The following is a 22,828-nucleotide window of genomic DNA, read 5'->3' as shown; positions in this document are numbered from 1 at the left end:
TCAGACGTGTGCTCTTCCGATCTGAGCATGTAAATGAAAACGTTGCCGACCCCATTCCCGCTGAGACCGATTCTGCTGTTACTGCACATCGCGGGGGTCATGATAAAACCTTCACCGAACTATATGATGCCGCGACGCCGGGACTACGAACGCTGTATGACTCGATTCGCGATTTTGCGCTCAGTCTCGGCGACGATGTGAGCGAGAACGTACTCAAGCTCTACACCGCTTTTAAGTTGATTAAGAACTTTATGTGCGTAGAGTTACAAACCACGCGCCTGCGCGTGTTCCTCAAACTTGACCTTGAAACCTCTCCCATGAAGTTCGAGCAGGGATTTTCCCGGGATGTGAGCGAGATTGGGCACTGGGGGACTGGCAACGTCGAGCTCACCATCGCCGACACTGCGGATTTCGTGAAAGCTCAACCGCTTATCGAGCGAGCTTACCGCGAGGCCTAGAGAAAGGGAGTCCGTGTCAGTCATTTCCTAACTCGATAGTCGCGCAATTGCGATAGCCGACGATGCCATTTAGCCCATCATGAGCTGTCACGACTGCATCACCACCGCATAGGATTCGCTGACTTCGCGTACTTTCAGTCCGTAAGAGAACAGTAAATTTGTGGTCAGGGAAACATCCACCTCGTGGGAGGGTAGCTTTTGGAAGACTTTGGATTAGCTCTCGGTACTCATCAAGCCCCGCACGTGATTTGCGCAACAGCCTCGCGCGTGGTTCGTTTTTAAGCCCCCGCCTGTCTGCGCAATCCTCGCGCCCAGCAGCGCTGTTACCTACCGTTTCTGTCTGGATTTATCCCAGGCAAGGCTTGAACGTGAACTGTTTGGTGCCTTCCTCGTCGACCTCGGTCGCGGTGACTCCATAGACTTCATGAATGAGTTCGGGGGTGAGGATTTCTTTGGGAGCGCCTTTGGTGTAAAGCTGACCGTCTTTGATGATAATTGCCTGGTCGCAGTATCGAGCGACGAGATTGAGGTCGTGCAAGATGATGACCGCAGTATCGCTGACGGTTTTAATGATGCTCAAAATTTGGTGCTGGTATTTCACATCCAGATGGTTGGTGGGTTCATCTAAGAGGATGCATTTGCACTGTTGAGCGAGTGCGCGCGCGATAAGCACGCGTTGGCGTTCCCCGCCGGAAAGCGTGTCTATGTAACGGTCTGGTGCGTAATTCATGCCGACCGCACTGAGCGCCTCCTGTGCAATCTCCTGGTCAGCCGCGCAATAGCCCTGCACATCACGAAGATGTGGGGCGCGACCGAGTAACACTACGTCGATGACGCGAGTTCTTTCCATGTCAGGCTCGAACTGGGAGACGACCGCGATACGCCTGGCGACTTGACCGGGGCGGAGCTTGTCCAGGTCCTGACCATTGAGGACGATTCTCCCCTCAGATAGCTTTTGCGCTGCAAACATGGTCCTCATCAGGGTAGTTTTTCCGGAACCATTAGGTCCCGCAATGCCCAAGATTTGTCCGGGCGGGACGTCAAAGGACACTTGCTTGAGTATGAGCTTCTCGCCGAAGCGAACGCTCGCATTTTCTATCTTGAGGGGAGAATCATTCATCTGTTTACTTCTCTAGTTTTTTCAACTGGTCAGCCAGTTCGAACGTTCCATAGATTGCCGTGGGTGAGGCATATGCGACTGCTGATTCGGCGTAGATTATGTTGCCATTTTTGACGGCTTTCATGTCTTTGAAGCCGGGAATCTTTTCCAATCGCGCCAGCGAACTTTCTTTGGTGGCGCCACCCATACCCGTGAGCAAGATGATGACATCGGGATCGGATTTAACAAATGCCTCAGGCGCGATTGGACCTTGGTGCGGGTGATAGTTTGGGTCGATGGCAGTAGTTAAATCAAGTGTCTTATTGATTTCTCCCATGACTCCTTTATCGCCGTAGCTGAATAGGTCAGCGTCTTCGCCGTAGTAGTAGGCGTAGGAAACCTTGCGACCGTCACCAATTTTCTCTGAGCTAATTTGCGCCAGTTTTGATTTGAGTTCAGAAACTGTTGCATCAGCTTTTTCGGAAGTTCCCATGATTTTCCCGAGCTGGGTAATTTCACCCAAGATGGTGTCGAACGACTCGTCATCTTTCTGATCTGGATAGAAATAGGAGCACTCGCTCGCGTCCACGACGGCAGGGATTCCCTTTTCTGTTACGGATTTCGGAGCAGTGTTTTCGGAGCTGAATCCGCCACCGTAAGCCAAATCTGGCTTTAGCTTCATAAGTCCTTCCAGGGAGATTGATTCCGTAGACAGCACTTTACTCTGGTCGGCTTTCTTTCCAATCCACGCCGGAGGTTCCTCACCCCACTCATTAGCCCGACCAATGATGGATTTCTCTGCCCCGGCAGCATACAGGTAGGCGAGACCGGTCACACCCATCGAGACAACTTTCTGCGGGTGAGTCTTAAAAGTTGTTTCAACACCACAATTTTTGATGGTTATAGAATCGTCAGAGCTACCGCTGGCGGAGTGATGAGCTCCCGAGCAGCCTGCCATCATGCTGGCAGCAAGGCATACGCCGAGTGCGCCACCAACGATTTGTGTTTTATTCATGGATATTCCTTTCTATTTTGAGTATTTTTTGATTAAAGCCATCAGCATCGGGGTTCCCACCAGCGCGGTCAGAATTCCGATAGGTATTTCAGCAGGGCGAATTACGATGCGGGTACAGGTGTCTGCAATGACTACGAGTAACGCACCGCAGAGGGCTGCGATTGGTAACGCCGCCCGGGTGGGGGAGCCGACAAGTTGTTTAGCGACATGGGGAACCACAAGTCCGACGAACCCGATTGCGCCGGTCAGTGAGACTAATACAGCGATACTCAGGGCCACTATGAGAAACAACAGGTTTCGGTAAATTCGTGGACTGGTCCCCAGCGAGATTGCCGCGTCGTCTCCCAAATTGAGGATGTCGACTCGTCTGCCCCAAATCATAAAACTAGTTATTGCAGCCGCTACCACAATGCCGGCGAGAGCGACGTCATGCCAGCTCGCGTTAGAAAGTGATCCTAAAGTCCAAAACATGACGGATTTGGTTCCCGCGGCAGTCTTAGCCATGAGAGTGATGAGGCTGGTTGCCGCAGAAAAGAAATATGTCACCGCCATACCGGCAAATATGATGCGGGTAGGAGTGATTCTCCCCCCGGCAGAAGCCAGCAGAGTCACCAGGAAGATAGAGATTAGCGCTCCCAAGAAAGCACCGATGGTTATTCCCAGTGCGGAGAGGATGGTGCTTGACGCTCCGAATACAATCACAGTTGCCGCACCGGTGGAAGCCCCCGAGGAAATACCCAGAATGTAGGGATCCCCGAGGGGATTACGCAGCAATGACTGGGTGATTACGCCGCAGGTACCCAACCCGGCGCCAACGATTGCACCGAGAACCGCTCGGGGAAACCTCACTTGTCCGATAATTTGAGTATCAACATCGTTCGTGGCGCGTCCCGTGAGCGTAGCATTGATGCCTTCCAGCGCGGCGGATAAGGAAACATCGGTGGCACCTACGATGACCGCAACTACGATGGAGCAGACCAAGGCGAGTATCAGAGCAATCCCCAAAATCAGACGTTGCCTGTGTTTCGTCAACATATTGCGTGGGTATCCTTCGAATTTATGGGCAATGCTTGCGATTGGTCAACATCGCAAATCACACTGCTAACAGATGGTGCCGGGGGGATTACATGCGCTTTACGTCCAAACGATAGTGAGATGGGCAATAGGTCTGTCCTCGCGTGGTGTGAAAACGGTTTTCCCACCGAACCTCCTCTGGTTCTAAACGTTGTGGTGTCTCTCGAGGTCTAGGAGAAACTGCATGAGTTACACTAAGGTTAGCATAACCTAAGTAATACTTAAAGGTAAGGTTGGGTTGATGGAAGTAGAAGCGTAATGGACACGCTCGGAATCGTTAGAGTTGGAGAGAGATAGGTAATCGTGTTTACCAAGCAACGTTTAGTGATGCGCGCCGCAGGAGTGTCCGTGTGGCTACTGGCCCCTGCCGTCTTGGTCGGAGTCCTGGTTTCCGCAATATATATTTCAACAGCGATTTGCAACGCGACGTTGTTCAATGAGCTTCTTGATACCCGATGTATCCCCACCATTGTGGGATTAATTATTGCTATCGCAATCCTCTTGATAATTCGGCCGATGCTAGAAGTCTCAGGTCAGCTTTTGCAAAATCGCGCCGGTTTGGTGGTAAAAAGTCGATTACGCCAGGCTCTGTTAAAGGAACTTGATGCGCGCGGTCCGATGCAGGGCGGGATGGGGCGTTCGGGGCAAATCCAGTCCGTGCTCACCGACGGGGTTGAGGCGATAGAACCCTATTTTGTTAAATATTTCGCCCAATTAGCAGTCACGACGATAACTGCTCTAGCGCTAACTGGAGCTATAGCCAGCATTAGCCCTGTAATTGCGGGAGTACTGTTAGCTTGCGGGATTGCTATCGTCGCTATTCCACGGCTGTGGGATAAAGCCTTGGCTGACCGTGGGCAATCGCATTGGATAGCATACGAAAATCTCAATGCTGATTTCGTCGATGCCATGATGGGAATGCGTACTTTGAAATCATTCGGGGCAGCGAAAAATCATGGCGAACAATTAGAGAAGCAATCGAGTCAGCTGTTGAAGACAACCATGGGTCAGCTGCGACTCTCGTTGGGAGAGACAGGTCTGTCCGGAATGATGAAAGTGCTCGGTCCTGCCCTCGGGCTGGCGATAGCAATCTCTTTGATTCGCTTAGAAGCGATGCCAATCAGTAGCCTGTTTGTGATTACGTTGTTATCCATTGAGCTGTTTCGTCCATTTACCGCATTATCTTCGTGTTGGCATGAGGCTTTTTTTGGAATTTCCGCCCTGCCCGCTATGAGTGAGCTATTTGACCAAACCTCAGCCCAGCCCGTCAAAGTTCACACTGACCAAACCGTCCCGGAAAGTAGCGCCGTCGCCTTTACTAACACCTCTTACACGTATCGGGGCGCCACAAAACCGGCACTTGTGAAAGTCACGTTCGCTGCCCCTCCGGGAAAAACCACCGCATTGGTAGGGCTATCGGGTGCCGGAAAGTCCACCGCACTAGGGTTATTGATGGGGTTCGACCGTCCCGATAGTGGCACTATCACCATTGGAGGAGTTCCGGCAGATGGTTTAGACATTGCCCGCACGGTAACTTTGGTTCCACAAGACCCCATTATTTTCCCCGGCACGGTAAGGTCAATCCTCTCCGAAGCTAACCCAACGGCAAACGAAACCGAGATGATGACGGCACTCGACCTGGCTTGTGCCACAAACTTGCATCCCGATTACGATGTGGAACGGGAGGGCGCCAGCATCCTTAATCTCAATATCGAAGAACACGCTAAAAACCTGTCAGGAGGGCAAAAACAGCGCCTGGCAATTGCCCGAGCTCTCATTCGCCAATGTCCTCTGTTGGTGCTGGATGAATCAACTTCCGGGCTCGACACCCAAACAGAAACAACTGTGTTGGCAAATATCCGTCGCGCCTATCCCGACTTAACTTTAATTCTCGTCACCCATCGGATTGATGCGGCGAAACAAACAGACCATGTCATTGTGATGGGTGATGGGCAAGTGCTCTGCGCTGGCAATCCCCAGACGTTATCCCAGGAAGATAATGCCTGGTCACGATTGATTAGCGCGCAGTTAGGAGAGTAGCCTGCGATGAACTCGGTATTTAGTGATTTCCTCGTCCTGATGAAGCGGTTGCACGAGTGCGTCCCGCTTTTCATCGCTGCCACCATCGTGACCGCACTTGCACAAATTAGCGTAGTGGGCGTGGCAGTTAGTTCAGTGTGGATTTCGACGGAATTCATACTGAACTCAACGACCCCCCTGCACCTGTTATTTGTGGTGATGTTCACCCTGGTTGCGGTACATGCGGCGAGTACGCTTTTTGAGGTTTGGTGGTCACATGAAGTGGCGTACCGGATTTTGCATACTTTGCGGGTACATATTTATAACGCCATCGAACGCATCGCCCCCCTGGGGCTGCAGGGAAAGCGCACGGGTGACGTCGCCTCGGCAGCCATGAATGACGCGGAACAGCTGGAATGGTTTTACGCGCACACGGCTTCCACCGCGATTTGCGCCATCTTCACACCTACATTATTCACTGCTGTGCTGGTGACTTTGATTGGTCCGCTGGGGCTGATAATGCTGGTGGTGACCGCAGCCATGATTGCATTTCCTTTCGCTCTGATGTCCATTCAGCGTAGACAAGGCAAAAGACTGCGCAATCAACTGGCGCAGTTGCGCGTAGCCGTACTGGATTCTATTCAAGGGCAGCGCGAGTTACGTTCTTTAGGGATGGTGGATAAACAGAATGAATTTATCCTCGACTTGACGCGGCAAGTGCAGGATACGAAAAATTCCCAAACGATGCGGAAGTCTTGGGAATCAGCCTTTTCCACCACCGTAACCACGATAGGTTCGACGATACTGCTCGTAGTCCTGACCGGATGGGTGCTGGTAGGGAAAATAGATTCAGCCTTGCTGCCAGTATCGGTAGTTTTGGCAGGGTTAATCCCCACCCCAGCGACAACGCTGGTGGGAATGTTGGGACGGGTCGGGGAAATCAGCGCGTGCGCCCGTCGAATTAATGTCATTCTGGACGCGGTGGATCCCGTCCCTTCCCTGCCGGAAACGAATCACCCCACTTATGAGTCAGAAGCAAATCACCTCGTCATTGATGATGCGGAATTTGCGTATCAGGATGAGACTCCGGTCATTCATAAAGTGAGTCTGACGGCGACTCCATGCCGCTCAATCGCCATCGTCGGTAAATCCGGAGCCGGAAAAACTACGCTCGCTAATCTCGCAATGCGCTACCTTGACCCGCAGCAAGGCGAGTTGCGTTTTGATGGAAAGAACCTTCGCGCCTATCAACCAAACCAATATCGCGAAAGGCTCGCCCTGGTTCCACAAGACTGCCACATATTTGCGGGAACTGTCCGCGACAACCTAGCTCTAGCTAATCCCCACGCCTCTGATGAGGATATTTGGGCAGCCCTACGCGAAGCTGACATTAGTGAGCTAATCACTGCGTTAGGTGGGCTGGGCGCAAGAATTGGCGACCGAGGCACCACTCTCTCTGGGGGGGAACGTCAACGTATCGGTATCGCCCGCGCTTTCCTCCGCCACCCTGACATGCTCATACTCGATGAGCCGTTAGCCAACATTGATCCGTTCCTGGAAGCATCTATTGCAGCCAACATCAGACATGCCAGGGCTGACCGCACGACTATAGTTATCGCACATCGTCTCGCTTCTATCCGCATCGCTGATTACATCATCGTTCTAGACAATGGTCGGGTTGTCGCGCAAGGAACCCATAATCAGCTTAAGAGTGAACCAATTTACAGAATGCTTTTGGGGCAACAGATTACCTAACTAAGGTTTTCCCGGAAACCCGCGTAACCACCCTGGTGAACCCGCAACCGACCTTGTGACCCCCGCAACCTCCCTTGTAAACTCGCGCGACCGCCCTTGTGAACGCCGCGAACGAGCTTAGTTCGCAACCCGATGGTGCGCGGGATAGCTGCCGGGGGCGAGCGGCAGGAAAGTGTAGCCGTTTTGCTTGCCCCAGTCGATGACCTGGGGCATCGCGTCGACGGTGGTGGGGTGGATGTCGTGGCAAAGGACTACTGACACCGATTTCCCCTGCACTCCGGCGGTAATATTTTGAAATACCGAAGCGGCGTTGGTGTGCCCCGAAGCGTCTCCGCTGTCCACGTTCCAGTCAAAATAGGTGTAGCCTTTCACGGCCATGAGCTTGGTCAGCCGGCTCATGATTCCGGGCGAGTAGCTGCGGCTCACGGTGTTGGAGCTGCCCCCGGGGAACCGCATCAGCTTGGTGTCCTGACCGGTCTGGTCGCGAATTATCTGCGCCATGCGGTCGAAGTCCGCCCAGTATGCGGCGTCGCTGGCGTAAATCTGGGAATACTGGTGGGTATAGGTGTGAATCCCGATTGAGTGCCCTTCTCGGTAGGCGCGCCCAATCATGTCCGTGTGCCCCATCGTGTTGGTCACAAAGAACGTCGCGTTCACCCCTTTGGCTGCCAAAATATCCAACAGATGAGCCGTCGCCGGTCCAGGCCCATCATCGAAGGTCAGATAGATAACTTTGTCCAAACCTGCCGCCGGGTCGGCGTTGGGAGCAACTGGCGGCATCACGGTGACCTGGCGAGTAGCTGTGCCCTGGTTTCCGCTGGAGTCCGAGACTTGGTAGCGCAGCGTATATGACCCCGCTGCGTTCACGTTAACCTTGCCGTCGACCTGGACTTTCGCGGTCAAATCGCCGTCCACGTTATCTGTAGCGGAATAGGAGTCCTGCCAGGGTAGGCCGTAGGGGAGGGTAATCTGTTCCCCGCCGTCGACGGTGATGGCGGGCGGCTTAGAATCCCGTACCGTCACTTTGCGGGTCTTTTTTCCCTCGACTCCGCGGTATTTCGCTGCATAAGTGATTTCATAAGTGCCGACTTTGGAAGTATCGACTTTTCCGGTGGTGTGCAGCTTGAGGTCGTCGTGAGTAAAGGTGAATAGGGTACTGGTCCCATAAGCGGTGGCGCCCGGGTCTTTCCACGAGTCGCCGTATTCAACAGTTCTGGTGGCGTCGCCTTTCAGGGTGATGATGACTTCCCATTTGTTGACCAGGTACATGGTGATTCCGCCGATTGCGGCGGCAACGGAAATGACTGCCAGGATACTGGCAATCCAAATCTTCGATTTCCTGCTCACTTAGCCACCTCCCGCCAGCAAAACTCTATCAAAGAATCATGTCCTGATAAACCCTTAATCCAGCTAAATCCTTGGGAAATTCGGCCCCTGAGCAGCCGCCTTTACCCACCAAAGACCGCGGAACCATCCTTGTGAACGGCATTATTATGGGCTTATGAGCGAATCTAAAAGGTTGGACACATGGGAGCGTTTCACGGATTGGCCGCTGTTGATTCTGGCGGTCCTATTTTTGGGGGCCTACGCCTGGGAAGTTATCGGTAACCTACAAGGCCGGGGCGCCAGCGTTACAGAGCTCATCATGAATGTGGTGTGGGCCGCGTTTGTCGCTGATTACGTGGTGCGGCTTTTCTTGGCGAAGCCGCGTTTCAAGTGGTTCATCACGCACCTGTTTGATTTGCTCATCGTGGCGCTGCCAATCTTGCGGCCGCTGCGATTGCTGCGGCTCGTAACTTTCGTGAAAGTACTCGGTCGCAAGGCCGGTTCGACCTTTCGCGGCAAGATAGCCCTGTACTCGGTGACAAGCACAGCACTGCTGATTTTCGTGTCGGCGCTGGCTGTGCTGGATGCGGAGCGTGGTGTCTCGGATGCGCTGATTACGTCTTTTCCACAGGCGATTTGGTGGGCTTTCGAGACGATTACCACAGTAGGCTACGGAGACTTGTATCCGATTTCCGTCACTGGCCGCGTGGTTGCGTTATGCCTGATGACAGGCGGGGTGGCGCTTATTGGTGTCGTGACAGCGACCTTAGCTTCTTGGGTCGTAGACGTGGTGAATGAAAAAAATGAGCAAGACCGGGCGGCCACCAGTGCTGAAATCAACGAACTGAAACAACAGATTAGTGAACTCACGCTGTTAGTGCAGTCGAAACGGTAACAATTCGCCTAGGCTCATCAGGCTGGTTGAAACCAATTTCGCGGGCGGTCAGCCGAGCAGGGTGGAGCTGTTCATAGAGATTCCTCGCTTCGATTGGCACTTTTTTCGAGGCGTAAATCCTAGAATTCGTTTTATGTTTAGGAAAACTCTCGCCGGCGTTGCCGCCGCTGCTCTTGCTCTAACTCTGCAAATTCCCGCCTCAGCCGCGGGAACCCGTATTGCTGGCCCGGACCGTTACGCAACGTCCCTGGCTATTGCTCAGACGTACTTCCCCGCTGCGAAAAACGTCTTTGTCGCTACGGGAACGAATTTCCCCGACGCTTTGGCCGCCGGGCCTTGGGCATCTGTCCAGCAGGCACCCATTTTGTTGGTTGGTTCGCAAATTACTGCCGGACAGCAGGCCTACCTGCAGCAGCTCGGTTCGCCCAGCATTACGATTCTGGGCGGGGCCGGGGCGGTCTCTGCGCAGGTTGAGGCTCAGCTGGCGAAGTTCGGTACGGTGCAACGAATTTCCGGAGCCAACCGTTACGAGACTGCCGAAAAAATTGCTCTGAAGTTCGGAAAAGCCGGGAAGCTGTATTTAGCGACTGGCACCGGTTTTGCGGATGCGCTGGCCGGGGGTGCGTTGGCCGCACAAGAGGGGGTGCCGATTATGCTTACCGGTCCGGGTGCGCAACAGTATGCGGTTTCGGTGGCTCAGCAGCTGGGCGCTACGGCTACTACGGTGCTGGGCGGTCCGGGTGCCCTTCCCGATGAATTCTTGGCGGGGCTGCCGAATCCGAACCGGATTTACGGCGCTAACCGGTTTGAAACCGCGTCTCAGATTTTTGCTGCAAAGCCCGCTGCCAGCGCTTTCCTGGCATCGGGAGTGAATTTTCCGGATGCCCTCTCGATTGTGCCCGCTGCCGGTCTGCAAAAGATGCCCTTGCTGTTAGCGCAGCAGAATTGTTCACCTGTTCAACCTGCAGTGCCGGTCACTTTCGTGGGAGGGACTGGTGCGTTGAGTGACAACTCCAATCTGCAATGTCAGGCTGCCCCGCAGCCCCAGCCACGACCCAAACCCCAGCCTTCTGGCAATGGCGGCTTACAACCAATCGGCAAGGACTGCCCGGCCAACGCCCCAATCAAGGGAAACGCAAATTCCATGATTTATCACATGCCCGGTCAGAGGTACTACAACCGCACCAACCCGGAGGCCTGCTTTGCTTCTCAAGCTGATGCGAGAGCTGCGGGCTACCGCAAAGCAAAAGTTTGACACTTGATCGCGCCCGGCGGCGCACCCGCTCAGCTGTGATCTAATGCTGCGCTCAAAATCAAACCCCCGGTGAGCACGATAAGCAACAGATAAATCCCTATTACTATCAGCGCCCACAGCAGGGTGGCTTTGGCCCAGTTGGACTTGGCGGGCGAGGTTCCCGACCCGAAAGACCAGATGAGCAGCATGACAATGCCTACAATCGGCAGGGAAGCGAGGAAAATCGTCAGCATCCAAGCCCCCAGGCCGGTGTCATTATTCGGTTGCGCCGGAGTCTGCGAAGCGTAATAGTTCGGTGCGCCCGCGAACTGCTGAGGGGGGAGGCCGGAGTTTTGGACGGGGATTTGGCCTGTAGTCTGGGTCGGGATCTGGCCGGCTGTTTGGTTCGGATTCTGTGGGGGTTGCTGGGGCGGCGGGAACTGGGCGGGATCGTAAGGGTTCGACATGGCTTCTCCTGGAATGTTCATAGTGAATACGCAAAACGGGGCGCACCTTGCGGAATCATTTTATCCAACGGAAAAGCCCCGTGATAGGGTTTTCACCGCTCTCACCCCGGATGTGTAGGGGTCTCCCGCTGAGCTATCCGGTTTCCCCAAACTGGGATTATCCCGTCCCCACGCTGAGAAATCGTTGGAATGTCTGGACAAGGCAGGCCATTTCCAGGCTTTCACTAATGAGGGTTTCCTTAGGGCCGATTCTGTGATTGTTGAGGTCAAAGCTGACGCGCCGCCGAGCTTCTGGCTTGGTTTGTTACGGAAAACCTTAGAGGCGCATGAGTCAGGGGCATTTCTGCCAGGGAATTTGACGAAGTCGCAAGATAGCGCCAGGACGGCGCGGGTGGTCTACGCCTAAATTCGACGTGGGTTGCTCCGAAGCTACCGCGGTTTTTACTGATATGTAGCGGGAAACGGATTTCATCGAATTTTAGGAAGGCTATTGTTGTGAAGAATTTGCCCATGTTGAGAAATCGTTTATTTGCTATGGCATCGTTTGCCAGTTTGGTGGTCGCAGGAGGGGTTGCCTCTGCCCCGGCTGCTTTCGCGGATGAGTTGAGTTTGGACCAGGAGGCTGCGCCAGTAGCTCTGGATTCGAACGCTAACATCCCCGGTTACCAGTCCATGAACTATCCGGCGGACAACCCTCCGGTCCAGAGCGAGCAGGTGCCGCCGGTGCGTGAGGAGATTCCGGCCGGGCCGAGCGTGGTGCCCTCCTTCCCAAGTATGGTGCCTTCCGTCCCCAGTGAGGTGACGCCTCCGCTGCCTGCACTGGTGCCCCCGACCTCGAGCACGACAACCTTCCCCACCCCTCTGGTGGCTGGTATGACTGAGACTCCCCAAGATCCGATGAACCCGGCAGAGAGCGGAGCCTCGCTACTGACTCCGCTGGTGGCGGGCGTGACGGAGAGTCCTCACGCTCCCGGCTCGGCAAACCAGCCGGTAGCCGTGCAGATGTCGACGCCTGCGGCGCCGGTCTTGGCGGGTACGGATAGTTCGGCCCCGGCGTTGGCACGTACTGGTCAGGCTGCCCAGACTGTGTCTTTGGTGGCTGGGCTCACGGCTTTTGCTGGAGCGTGGTTGCTGGTGTTGGCTCGCCGCCGTCACGAAAACTAAATTTCGACGCCTTCCTTTAGCTTGGTGCCAAAGCGTCGGGTGACTGTCCACAAGGCCAGACTCACCCGGGCTTTGGCACCAGCTTTTTAACATGAAACACCGAAAAGCAAACCCTGTGACTTAGGCTAGACTAAGTAAAGGCGTAGCCAGAGCTCACGCAGAAAACACAGGAAGGAAGCTTATGCAGCATCATCAGGAGGGTCAGGAGTCCAGCAACCCTCACGAACCGCACGGTTCGGGCGGCCATTCGCACACTCATACTCACTCGCACAAGGCCGGTCGTGGACAGCTCCGGGCAGCACTGGCGGTAACTTTCACGGTGTTGCTGGCAGAAATTGTGGGCGCGGCCATAACCGGCAGCCTGACCCTGCTGGTGGACTTGGGGCATATGCTCACCGACTGCGCTGGTCTGACTTTTGCGCTGGTGGCAGCCAGCTTGCAGCAGCGTCCGGCGACGGATCGGCTCACGTGGGGGTGGCGGCGCGCCGAGGTCATCTCGGCAGCTTTGCAGTCCCTGCTGCTGATTTGCATCGGTGTGTTTGCGTCCATCGAAGCCATTAAACGCCTGATACAACCCGAACATATCGAGGCCCAGACGCTGCTGGTGGTGGGCATTATCGGCTTGGTCGGCAACTTGATCAGCCTGACCATCCTGTTGAGTTCCCGACAAAACAACCTGAATCTGCGCGCCGCGTTCCTCGAGGTCTTGAACGATTCCCTCGGTTCCGTAGCGGTTATCGTCAGCGCGGTGGTGATGCGCATGACCGGGTGGACCCAGATTGATTCCGTGGCGGCACTGGTCATCGCCGCGCTCATCGTGCCTCGAGCCATCATGATTTTGCGTCCGGCGGGGGCGATTTTGCTGGAATCCACCCCGCGGGATTTGGACTTGGACCAGGTGCGGGCACACCTTTTGGAGCTGCCTCACGTTTTAGCCGTGCATGACCTGCACGCCTCCACGGTTTCCTCGGACCTGCCGGTGCTGAGCGCCCACGTGGTGCTGGCTGACGAATGCTTCCATGACGGGCACAGCTTAGAGATTTTGAGCCAGATAGAGAACTGCCTGCAGAACCATCACGGTATTTCGATTTTTCACACCACAGTCCAGCTAGAACCGGCCTCACGCGCCCAACTGCACCGCGAAAACTGGCACTAAATCCCGCCCCATCAGGTTTAATAGGAAAAATGTGAACGCTATAATACCAAATTTGTAGCGCTTCTAATCCTAAATTTTGTGGCGCCTAAATCGGTACGCCAAGCGTGGTGGCTGGGGTGCTCTGGCCGTTGCGTAGCCGCAGATAGGCCTATTGCAAAGATAAAACCCTAGAACGCGACCTTGCCGATGAGGGCGATGGCGCACAAAATAATGGCCACCGGAACGTAGACGAAACGCCCCACCGATAGCCAGAAAGTCCCGCGAGGACGCGTGGCTCCCCGATTAATCGCCTCTAACAATTCGTCCTTTTTCATGACCCAGAACCAGGTGATGGCTCCCAAACTCGCCCCCAACGGAATGATGTAAATGGAAACCAAATCCATCCACGGCCCCCAAGAGCTAATCGCTTCCATACCCAGGCCCGCTCCGAGCGCGAGCACGCACAAGCCGACCAACACGACTGCGCGGTTCAGGCGCGGGAACCGGTGCAGTAGCGATTCGCCCACGGCTTCAAACATATTTTGCAGCGAACTGACTCCGGCAAAAATCATGGCGACATACAGAATCACTGCGAACAGCTGGCCGAGCGGAATATCTTGCATAATGGCGGGCAGGGTCACAAACAGCAGACCCGGTCCGGCTCCGACGTCAGTGTTATAAGCGAAACACGCGGGGATAATGACCAGGGCAGCCACCACCGCCGCGAGAGTGTCAAAGAAACCGGTGCGCTGCGAAACTTTCACCACGTCCTCGTCATCGGGCAGGTAAGCGCCGTAAACAATCATGCCGCTACCGGTAATCGAGAGAGAAAAGAACGCCTGACCCATCGCCCACACCCAGACAATAGGGTTGATGAGAGCCTCCCAACGCGGGGTCAACATAAAGATGTAGCCCTCGATGACACCCGGCATCAGAGCCACGCGAATCGCCAAAATCACAAAGATGATAAAGAAAACCGGCATCATGATGCGGTTAGTTTTTTCGATACTTTTCGCCCCGAGGAACAGGGTAATCAGCGTCCCTACTACAACAATGATGTGGAACGGTACCACCGAGAAACCTGTTCCTGAAAAACTTTCAAACCATTTTTCGGTATTAGTTTTCATCAGTGTCCCGGTCAGGGAATCGAACAGCGCTTTGCAAACGTAGGCGACAATGACGGCGTACCCAATCGCGATACATAGCGAACCGGCCAAGGGCAACCAGCCCAACGCACTTCCGACCTTAGCGGCTCTGTCCCCACGAGTGGCCCAGGCAGACCGGTAAGTTCCCAAGGTACCGGTGCGGGCGCGCCTGCCGTTGGCGAACTCGGCGGGCAGACCCACGTAGGTGAACAGCAGGACGAAGAAAATATAGATCAGCAGGAAAGCGCCCCCGCCGTTGTTGCCGACTTTGTAGGGGAAACCCCACACGTTGGCCATGCCTACGGCAGATCCGACCGAAGCCAGTACGAAACCCCAGTGGGTAGCGAAACGGTGCGCGGTCTGAGCTCCGTGGTGGCTGGGCTCAGTAGCGGCGTTGCTGGTCAGTACGGGCTGCTCGGAGGAGGAGGGAGGGGTTGTCACGAGGTTTCCTTAATCTAGCTCAGAATCCGGTGAGGCGGGTTCATGCCACAGTTTTCCCCTTATCGTAGTCGAAAGGGCGGCGAAACAGGGAATTCCCTAGTTTACGGAGGGAGTGGGGGCGTGCGGGTGCCGGAGTGCTGCCCCGTCTTGTGGGGCAAAATCCCTGTTCTGCGCCTTTTGAAAGAATTTGATAGCCTGAAAAAGGCCGATTCCGTATCTGGAACGGCAATATAGAAAGGAAAGATTAATGGGACAGCTCATTGGAATGATTGTGACCGGCGCGGTGATTGGCGCTTTGGCGAGGCTCTTTAAGCGCGGTGAGCAGCCTATCGGCATCCTGTGGACCATCATCCTCGGCGCGCTCGGCGCCGGTATCGGCGGCTGGGTGGTGCGGCAGTTTGGCTACACCAATGCCAACGGTGGCGTGCAGTGGATTCAGTGGATTGTGTCGATTATCGTCGCCATGATCCTCATCGGCATCTATATGGGTGCTACCGGGAAAAAGAAATAACGTCACCCCGCCCTGTCTGCAGGCCGGTAAAAGTAGCGGTGGAGAAAAGCTAGGATAGTTCCATGAGCGTTTTTCCACTGACTTTTCCGGTAAAAATCTTGCTGCTCGGTGCGGGCGAGCTGGGCAAAGAACTGACGATTTCCCTGCAGCGACTGGGCTGCCAGGTCGTCGCTTGCGATTCTTACGCGGGGGCGCCCGCCATGCAGGTTGCCACCGAACATCGCGTGTTGGACATGACCGATGCTGCCGCGCTCGCGGCTGTGATTGCGGCGGAACGTCCTGACCTGATTGTTCCCGAAGTTGAAAAGCTCGCCTCCACCGCACTGGTTGCGGCCGCGGAGGAGGGAACGCGGGTCATCCCGTCCTCACGAGTGGTGGAACTGACTTTTGACCGCCAGGGCATCCGCACCCTGGCCGCCACGACCGCACAAGTCCCGACCTCGCCTTTTGCTTTTGCCGACTCGCTGGCAGCTCTGCAGGAGGGGGCCGAAAAGGTCGGGTTTCCCTGTTTTGTGAAGCCCACCATGTCGTCTTCGGGGCACGGCCAGTCTCGCGTGGAGCGTGCCGAGGACTTGCTCGCAGCGTGGGAGGAGGCCTGTTCCGGGGCGCGTGCCGACACCGGGCGGGTCATCGTGGAGGGTGAAATCGCTTTTGACTACGAAATCACCCTGTTGAGCGTGCGCCACCTGGACCCAGACGACCTCACTCAGGTTCGCACCAGTTTTTGCGCGCCAATCGGACACCGGCAGTCCTCCGGAGATTACGTGGAATCCTGGCAACCCCAAGCGATGAAACCTGAAATCCTCAAAAAAGCCCAGGTCACTGCCGAGAAGGTCCTTGATGCTCTGGCGGAGGATACCGCGCGGGCGGCCGCGGCGAGCGGGAAGTCCGCAAACGCTGACGCCGAGAATCCGATGTTGGGCATTTTTGGGGTGGAGATGTTTGTCAAAGGTGAGGACGTGTACTTCTCGGAACTCTCCCCGCGCCCCCACGACACCGGCATGGTCACCATGATTACCCAGCCGCAAAATGAGTTTGACCTGCATGCCAGGGCGATTTTGGGGCTGCCTGTGGACACGGCCATGTTCCTCGATGTCAGCGCCGGAGCCTCGGTACCTCTGAAGTCTCCCGTCGAGTCAGACCAACCACGCTACACCGGCGCGGAGGCGGCCCTGCAGGTCTGCCCGGACGCGCAGCTGAGAATCTTTGGCAAGCCGGTGGCTCACGTGGGCAGACGCATGGCTGTCGCTCTGGCGACCGGGGCTGACACCGACCAGGCGCGCGCGAAAGCCCACGAAGTCATCGGCAAGGTCACCATTCACTAGGGGTGAGCGCGGCTTTTCCCGCTGGCACTAGCGGGGGCGCGGCGCGTTTCGGGGCTTTTGCGAGACCTCCCTCGTGCTTACGCCCGCTCTTAATCACCGTTTTAATGTCCTGTGCGAATTTGTTGATATGATGCGGCTTTCGGGTCGCTAGGCCGTGAATTGTGGGGCGTTAGGCCGTGAATTATGGGGCCGTGGTGAAAGTGCGTTGGTCAGATTCAAGGTTTCCATGACATCTGGGCAACTTTACTGACAGGTCAGTGCAAATTGTATTTCGCGGGTGAAAGCAAACACACGCAGAGGCAAAATTTGTGAAAACTGGTGGAAATCAGTTCCTAAAGGAATGCACCGGGGCAGGAATCCTCCCGCCGCGAGCCGCGAAATCTGCGGAAGAAAAGCGGGAAACCTCCATCACCGGCGCCCACCCCAACAGTCCTCCAAAGTTGGCGCTGTCGCCTACGCCCTTGCCCGGAACCGGTATCACCCGAACCGCGGTAGTCTTGCCCGAAGCGATGCCAATAGCGGCCTCATCAGCGATTAAACCGGTAATCGTGGCGGGGGAAGTGTCGCCGGGAATCGCAATCATGTCCAGACCCACCGAACAAATCGCCGTCATGGCTTCCAGCTTTGCCATCGTGATGGAACCGTGCTGCACGCCGTGAATCATATTGATGTCCTCTGAAACGGGGATGAAAGACCCCGACAAGCCGCCCACCATCGAGCAAGCCATCAGCCCGCCCTTCTTCACGGCGTCATTGAGCAGGAATAGGGCGGCGGTCGTGCCCGGCGCGCCGACCGCAGAGACGCCCATTTCTTCCAGAATCGCTGCCACGGAGTCGCCGACTTCCGCCGTGGGAGCCAGAGACAGATCCACGATTCCAAAAGGCACGGACAGGCGTTGCGCCACGGTCTGCCCCACCAGCTGACCCATCCGGGTTATCTTAAAGGCTGATTTCTTGATGGCTTCGGCACATTCTTCAAAAGGGCGCCCCCGCACCGTTTGCAAGGCGCGCTGCACCACTCCCGGCCCGGAAATCCCTACTGAAATGACCGCATCGGGCTGGCTGACCCCGTGGAACGCCCCGGCCATGAACGGATTGTCGCCCACCGCATTGGCGAACACGACCAACTTTGCCGCCCCAATCCCGTCAGCCGCGGCGGTCGCTTGTGCCGTATCCACGACCACCTGACCCATCCGCCGCGCCGCCGTCATATTGATACCCGTGCGGGTAGAACCAATGTTAATCGAAGAGCACACGATATCCGTGCTGGCCAGGGCCTCGGGGATGGAATCAATCAGGGCCAGGTCGCTGTGGGTGGCTCCGGCCTCGACCAATGCGGAATATCCGCCCACAAAGTCGACCCCGACAGCTTTTCCGGCACGATCCAACGCTTGGGCAAAAGGCAAGGGGTCAGAAGTACGGCAAGCGGCCGCCACCAGGGAAATCGGCGTGACCGAAATCCGCTTGTTGATAATCGGCACCCCGAACTCTCGAGACACCTCGCCGGCGGTCGCCACCAGGCGCGACGCGGCCTTGACAATGCGATCCTCGATACGAGCGCAGGCGCGCGGCACGTCAGAATCAGCGCAATCCAGCAGCGACAGTCCCATCGTGACGGTGCGCACGTCCAGTTTGTCCTCGGAAATCATCTGGATGGTTTCCATGATTTGTCGCTCGGTGTCTAAGCTCATTGTCTTGCTCCAATAGGGGATTCAGAAGGGTTCCCGGTCATCTTCCGGGGCAGGTTCGGGGTTCGTGGTGGGGATAGTGGGCGATTACAGGGTGTGCATGACGTTGAAAATGGCCTCGGATTGCACCCGGATTTCCAAGTTCTGGGATTTTTCCACCTCAGTCATAGCCTCCTGCAAGTTCGTCAGGGAGGTCGGGGCGTCGTCCAGCTCCAGCTGCATAATCATCGTAAAGTACGAACCCATCAAGGTCTGGGAGACGTTGGTGATATTGGCGTTCTGCGCGGCGCAGGCATTCGCTACCGCCGCAATAATCCCGGTGTGGTCGATTCCGGTTACAGTCATGATTGCTTTCATGACTCAATTATGCCCTCCCCGCGCCGCTCAGTTCGGTAAAAGTAGGTGGAGACAGTGGTGTTGTGCCGAATCTCCGCGAAATGCATTGGGGGTTTAGGTCAGGTGCAGAGTCTGTTCAACTGGAGCATAGTGTTGCATGACGGCTTGACGGTAGGCGTGAACGTCACCGTTAACGGCAGCATCGAGCATAGTCCGGTGAGATGTCGCTGTGGCGATGAGGCTTTCCGTAGACGGACTACCCAATTGGGGAAGTGAGGCAACATTGACTTTCCAAAATGACCCCACTAGTTGGCGCATCACCTCATTGTTGAGCAGCGCTAAGATTCCGTCGTGAAATGCGTAATCTTCAGCTGAAAACAGCTTTCCTTCCTTGGCTCGCCGCTCCATCAACTTCACCAGAGTTTCCAGACCCGGTTGAGGTGCGCCTTTGAGAGTGTCACAAACCTTTTGAGCCATGCCTAAATCAAGGTAACGGCGAACCTTCACGATTTCGCGCAATCCTTCCAGATTATTTCGGCTCATCATAACGGTGCGGAATGCCAAGGTTTCTACCAGCGGCGACATGGACAGTGAACCGACAAAAGCGCCGATCCCGCGGCGAACTTCCACAATTTGTAATGCTTCTAAACGCCGTAAAGCCTCTCTGACCGAGGAGCGCGAGACGTTGAGGATTGTGCATAGATCAGATTCGGAGGGCAAACAATCCCCAGGTGAGAGATTGTTTTGGGTGATGTAGTTCTTAATTTTTTCTGAGCTGTCCTCAACGGCAGTGCTTCGATTTTTTCGGAGCTTCTTTGCTGGTGAACCTGTTTCTGAAAGCATGATGGAACTATAGCAGGTTATCAGACAGGCTATAGGGCATATCAATATAACATCACTATTTAGAGAATTGTGAACGACTGTTCTGGAGTGAAAAACGTTGTCATTTCAATAGAATTCAGTGAATTTTCAGAAATTAATTCAAAATGCTTGTCAGACAAGTTGTATCCTGTTACTCTTGTAGGTAATCCGGTTCGTAAGGATTAATTACTACTCAATGAGGAGAGCAACAAATATGACATCCCTTTTTAAGAAACGTCATCTGGCTGGCGTAGCGGCATTTGCGGCAGCTTGCGCCCTGACTCTGAGCGCTTGTGGCGGAGGCGGCGCGCCGAAGGACAACGCTGGAGACAAACCGGAAACCGGCCCTAGCGGCACCCTGGACGTCGCGGCTGCCTACGCAACCACTGACTTCAACCCCGCAAACAACAGCTCCGGCTTCGGTGTTGGTTCCAACTGGCAGGTCGTTGAGGGTCTGTGGCAATTCGATATGACTAACTTCAAGATATACCCGGCCCTGGCTGCTGGTGATCCGGAAAAGGTCTCTGATACCGAATACAATGTGAAACTGCGCGATGGAGCCAAGTTCAGCGATGGCACGGAAGTGAAGGCTGCTGACGTAGTGAAGGCTTACGAGCGTGCTGTGGCTATTGACCCCGATTATGAAGGCAACCTTTACAAGGACTTCCTGTCTTTCGTTGACTCGGTCAGCGCTGCCGACGATACGACGGTGAACATCAAGCTTAAGTACCCCTTCCCGAAGTGGAAGGAACGTTTCACCAACGTTAAGGTCGTTCCGGCTGGTGCTTCCAAGGACGATTTGACCAACTGCCCGATTGGCACCGGTCCGTACATGTACGATTGTGCATCCAAGACCGACACCTCCATCTCGGCTGTGGTCAACCCCAACTACAACGGCCCCAAGCCCGCCAAGGTTGAAAAGATTAACTGGACCGAGCAAACCGATGCCGCTCCGCGTCTGACTGCGGCTCTCTCTGGCGAAATCTCCATCATGGAGGACGTGCAGCCGGATGCTGTGGGACAGCTCGAGGCTAAGGGCTGGAAGATTGAACCCGCCAAGGGCTTCGCCACCGGCTTCATCCTGTTCAACACCCAAAAGGCTCCTTTCGATAAGAAGGAAGTTCGTCAGGCTTTCTTGAACGCCATCGATTACGCTTCTTTGGTTAAGAATGAACTGGCTGGTAACGGTACCGTGGCCACCTCGTTCCTGCCCGAGACCAACCCGGATTACAGCAAGGCTGCGACCCAGTACTCTTTCAATCCTGAAAAGGCCAAGACCATGCTGGCTGATGCCGGTGCTTCCAACCTGAAGGTGCACTTGGTCGTGGTTGACAACTGGATTAAGAACATGGCTCCGGCTATTGCCGAAAACCTGAAGGCCGCTGGCATTACCGCCAATGTGGACATCCAGGCTACCAAGGCGGTGTACTCCAAAGACTTCGTGGATGGCGGCAACTTCGATGTGTTGCTGGCTCCCGGCGATCCCTCCGTGTTCGGTAACGACCCGGCTCTGTTGATGAACTGGTGGTACGCCGACAATGTGTGGACCCAAGCCCGCAATGGCTGGGCTGTCTCCTCTCCGGATCAGTTCCAGAAGTTGCAGAAAATCATCACTGAGGGTTCGCAGCTGGATGGTGACGAAGCCAAAGCAAAGTGGAAGGAAGCTCAGGACTTCATCGCTGATGAGGTTCCGATGTACCTGATGTTCCACCGTACCGTGCTCACCGGCTACAACCCCGCAGAAGTTGACGGCGTTACCCCGGTGTCCATGACTGGTCTGCAGCTCGTTGACGTGTCCGTAAAGTGACGCTGAACCGCTAAGACCGCTTGAATCATCGCTGGTTGGTGGCCCCTGGGGCCGATACAAATCTGACTCAGGGGTCACCCAACTGGCGTTTCTAGTGGCTGAGGAGCTATGCATTGAATAACTTATTAAGGCTGATAGGACGGCGTTTAGTCGCATTCCCCGTTATGGTGCTAGGCGTCACGTTCCTGGTGTTCTTCCTCATGTCGCTGTCTCCGATTAGCCCCGAAGCGGGTCTGGTATCGGTTGATGCCACTCCGGAGATGCGCGAAAAAGTCCGGCAAGAATACGGGTTCGACGATCCCTTCTTCGTCCAGTTTGGACGTTATCTGTGGAATCTTTGTCATGGCGACTTGGGGGTTTACGCTCCCGACAAGCGCCCCGTCATCGATGCTATTGGGGCGGCTCTGCCCATCACGTTGCAACTGACGTTCTTGGGCTTGCTTATCGCTTTGGTCGTCTCATTCCCTCTGGGTGTGCTGGCTGCAATCTACCGCGACCGCTGGCCTGACCAGGTTATTCGTGTGATTTCCGTCATCTGCATCGGCACCCCGTCCTTCTGGCTGGCCGTGCTGTTGGTGATGGGATTCATGAACAACTCCTTCTTCAAAGTGTCCATAGGTAAACAACTACCCGGGATGTTTGAGAACTTTCCGCTGTGGTTCGCCTGTATGTTCCTACCGGCAGTCACCTTGGCCATCCCCGTTATCGGTCAGATGACCCGTGTGGTGCGAACCTCGGTGGTCGAGGAACTCGATCGTGATTACGTGCGTACGGCGCTTGGTGCGGGCATTCCGAAACCAATAGTTATCGGCCGTAACGTGTTGCGTAACGCTCTGATTACTCCGGTAACGGTTTTGGGTCTGCGCGTGGGTTACCTGATGGGTGGCGCAGTCGTTATCGAGATTATTTTCAACATCAACGCCATGGGCAAGCTTTTGATTTCCGGTGTGAACAACTCTTACACGGCTTTGGTGCAAGGCTGTGCCTTGGTCGTAGCCGTAGCCTTCATCATCGTGAACATTGTGGTGGACATCCTCTACTTGCTCATCAATCCCAGGATTAGGTCGGTGTGAT

At 55.3% G+C, this 22,828-nt stretch carries 19 protein-coding genes; 10 read left to right on the top strand and 9 right to left on the bottom strand.

The window, feature by feature from the left end; translation table 11 throughout:
* Positions 1–804: 804 nt before the first annotated feature.
* From RDL66_RS06290 to RDL66_RS06280, 3 genes are read right to left on the bottom strand one after another with little or no spacing between them, the layout of a single operon-like run.
* A complete protein-coding gene (locus RDL66_RS06290) occupies positions 805–1,578 on the bottom strand; it encodes an ABC transporter ATP-binding protein (RefSeq protein WP_308535942.1) in 774 nt (257 codons plus the stop codon).
* Between the two features lie 4 nt (positions 1,579–1,582).
* Complete coding sequence (locus RDL66_RS06285) at positions 1,583–2,572, bottom strand: ABC transporter substrate-binding protein (RefSeq protein WP_308535940.1); 990 nt, start codon at positions 2,570–2,572, stop codon at positions 1,583–1,585.
* 12 nt (positions 2,573–2,584) lie between these two features.
* A complete protein-coding gene (locus RDL66_RS06280) occupies positions 2,585–3,607 on the bottom strand; it encodes an iron ABC transporter permease (protein WP_308535938.1) in 1,023 nt (340 codons plus the stop codon).
* Between the two features lie 342 nt (positions 3,608–3,949).
* Here RDL66_RS06280 and RDL66_RS06275 point away from each other — a divergent pair, with 342 nt between their 5' ends.
* Both RDL66_RS06275 and RDL66_RS06270 read left to right on the top strand, forming a co-directional pair.
* On the top strand, positions 3,950–5,686 hold the full coding sequence (locus tag RDL66_RS06275; RefSeq protein WP_308535936.1) for an ATP-binding cassette domain-containing protein: 1,737 nt from the start codon (positions 3,950–3,952) through the stop codon (positions 5,684–5,686).
* 6 nt (positions 5,687–5,692) lie between these two features.
* A complete protein-coding gene (locus RDL66_RS06270) occupies positions 5,693–7,420 on the top strand; it encodes an ABC transporter ATP-binding protein (RefSeq protein ID WP_308535934.1) in 1,728 nt (575 codons plus the stop codon).
* A gap of 117 nt (positions 7,421–7,537) precedes the next feature.
* Here the strand turns inward: RDL66_RS06270 and RDL66_RS06265 are convergent, their stop codons facing one another.
* Positions 7,538–8,767 (bottom strand): polysaccharide deacetylase family protein, encoded by a 1,230-nt coding sequence (locus RDL66_RS06265; RefSeq protein ID WP_308535932.1) that lies wholly within the window; start codon positions 8,765–8,767, stop codon positions 7,538–7,540.
* A 154-nt stretch (positions 8,768–8,921) separates the two neighbouring features.
* Between RDL66_RS06265 and RDL66_RS06260 the strand changes: the two genes are divergently transcribed.
* Complete coding sequence (locus RDL66_RS06260) at positions 8,922–9,641, top strand: ion channel (protein WP_308535930.1); 720 nt, start codon at positions 8,922–8,924, stop codon at positions 9,639–9,641.
* A gap of 133 nt (positions 9,642–9,774) precedes the next feature.
* Positions 9,775–10,896 (top strand): cell wall-binding repeat-containing protein, encoded by a 1,122-nt coding sequence (locus tag RDL66_RS06255; protein WP_308535929.1) that lies wholly within the window; start codon positions 9,775–9,777, stop codon positions 10,894–10,896.
* A gap of 29 nt (positions 10,897–10,925) precedes the next feature.
* Here RDL66_RS06255 and RDL66_RS06250 read toward each other — a convergent pair whose 3' ends face one another.
* Positions 10,926–11,363 (bottom strand): hypothetical protein, encoded by a 438-nt coding sequence (locus RDL66_RS06250; protein ID WP_308535927.1) that lies wholly within the window; start codon positions 11,361–11,363, stop codon positions 10,926–10,928.
* A 489-nt stretch (positions 11,364–11,852) separates the two neighbouring features.
* Between RDL66_RS06250 and RDL66_RS06245 the strand changes: the two genes are divergently transcribed.
* Together RDL66_RS06245 and RDL66_RS06240 are read left to right on the top strand one after the other, a co-directional pair.
* Positions 11,853–12,506 (top strand): LPXTG cell wall anchor domain-containing protein, encoded by a 654-nt coding sequence (locus RDL66_RS06245; protein ID WP_308535925.1) that lies wholly within the window; start codon positions 11,853–11,855, stop codon positions 12,504–12,506.
* 181 nt (positions 12,507–12,687) lie between these two features.
* Positions 12,688–13,662 (top strand): cation diffusion facilitator family transporter, encoded by a 975-nt coding sequence (locus RDL66_RS06240; protein WP_308535923.1) that lies wholly within the window; start codon positions 12,688–12,690, stop codon positions 13,660–13,662.
* 167 nt (positions 13,663–13,829) lie between these two features.
* Here the strand turns inward: RDL66_RS06240 and RDL66_RS06235 are convergent, their stop codons facing one another.
* The gene (locus RDL66_RS06235) at positions 13,830–15,227 is read right to left on the bottom strand and encodes a sodium-dependent transporter (RefSeq protein WP_308535922.1); all 1,398 of its coding nucleotides are present in this window, start codon (positions 15,225–15,227) and stop codon (positions 13,830–13,832) included.
* Between the two features lie 247 nt (positions 15,228–15,474).
* Here RDL66_RS06235 and RDL66_RS06230 point away from each other — a divergent pair, with 247 nt between their 5' ends.
* A complete protein-coding gene (locus tag RDL66_RS06230) occupies positions 15,475–15,738 on the top strand; it encodes a GlsB/YeaQ/YmgE family stress response membrane protein (RefSeq protein WP_282921248.1) in 264 nt (87 codons plus the stop codon).
* Between the two features lie 62 nt (positions 15,739–15,800).
* Entirely contained in the window at positions 15,801–17,063 is a 1,263-nt protein-coding gene (purT, locus tag RDL66_RS06225; RefSeq protein ID WP_308535920.1) for a formate-dependent phosphoribosylglycinamide formyltransferase, read from the top strand.
* A gap of 325 nt (positions 17,064–17,388) precedes the next feature.
* Here purT and RDL66_RS06220 read toward each other — a convergent pair whose 3' ends face one another.
* The 3 genes from RDL66_RS06220 to RDL66_RS06210 all read right to left on the bottom strand — a co-directional run bounded on the left by RDL66_RS06220 (position 17,389) and on the right by RDL66_RS06210 (position 19,929).
* A complete protein-coding gene (locus RDL66_RS06220) occupies positions 17,389–18,753 on the bottom strand; it encodes a PFL family protein (protein ID WP_308535919.1) in 1,365 nt (454 codons plus the stop codon).
* Positions 18,754–18,837: 84 nt separating this feature from the next.
* Positions 18,838–19,107 carry an ACT domain-containing protein gene (locus tag RDL66_RS06215; protein WP_308535917.1) on the bottom strand — a complete coding sequence of 90 codons (270 nt, stop codon included), beginning with the start codon at positions 19,105–19,107 and terminating at the stop codon, positions 18,838–18,840.
* 93 nt (positions 19,108–19,200) lie between these two features.
* Positions 19,201–19,929 carry a FadR/GntR family transcriptional regulator gene (locus tag RDL66_RS06210; RefSeq protein WP_308535916.1) on the bottom strand — a complete coding sequence of 243 codons (729 nt, stop codon included), beginning with the start codon at positions 19,927–19,929 and terminating at the stop codon, positions 19,201–19,203.
* A gap of 232 nt (positions 19,930–20,161) precedes the next feature.
* On the opposite strand from RDL66_RS06210, the gene RDL66_RS06205 reads away from it, so the two are divergent.
* Together RDL66_RS06205 and RDL66_RS06200 are read left to right on the top strand one after the other, a co-directional pair.
* Positions 20,162–21,754 carry an ABC transporter substrate-binding protein gene (locus tag RDL66_RS06205; RefSeq protein WP_308535915.1) on the top strand — a complete coding sequence of 531 codons (1,593 nt, stop codon included), beginning with the start codon at positions 20,162–20,164 and terminating at the stop codon, positions 21,752–21,754.
* Between the two features lie 113 nt (positions 21,755–21,867).
* On the top strand, positions 21,868–22,827 hold the full coding sequence (locus RDL66_RS06200; protein ID WP_308535913.1) for an ABC transporter permease: 960 nt from the start codon (positions 21,868–21,870) through the stop codon (positions 22,825–22,827).
* Position 22,828: the final 1 nt, after the last annotated feature.

The organism is uncultured Mobiluncus sp. (assembly GCF_902488535.1).
In the GTDB taxonomy this organism is placed as follows: Bacteria; Actinomycetota; Actinomycetes; order Actinomycetales; family Actinomycetaceae; genus Mobiluncus.
Note: the sequence above shows the minus strand (reverse complement) of the source record. Positions and strands in the feature narration are given on the sequence as shown.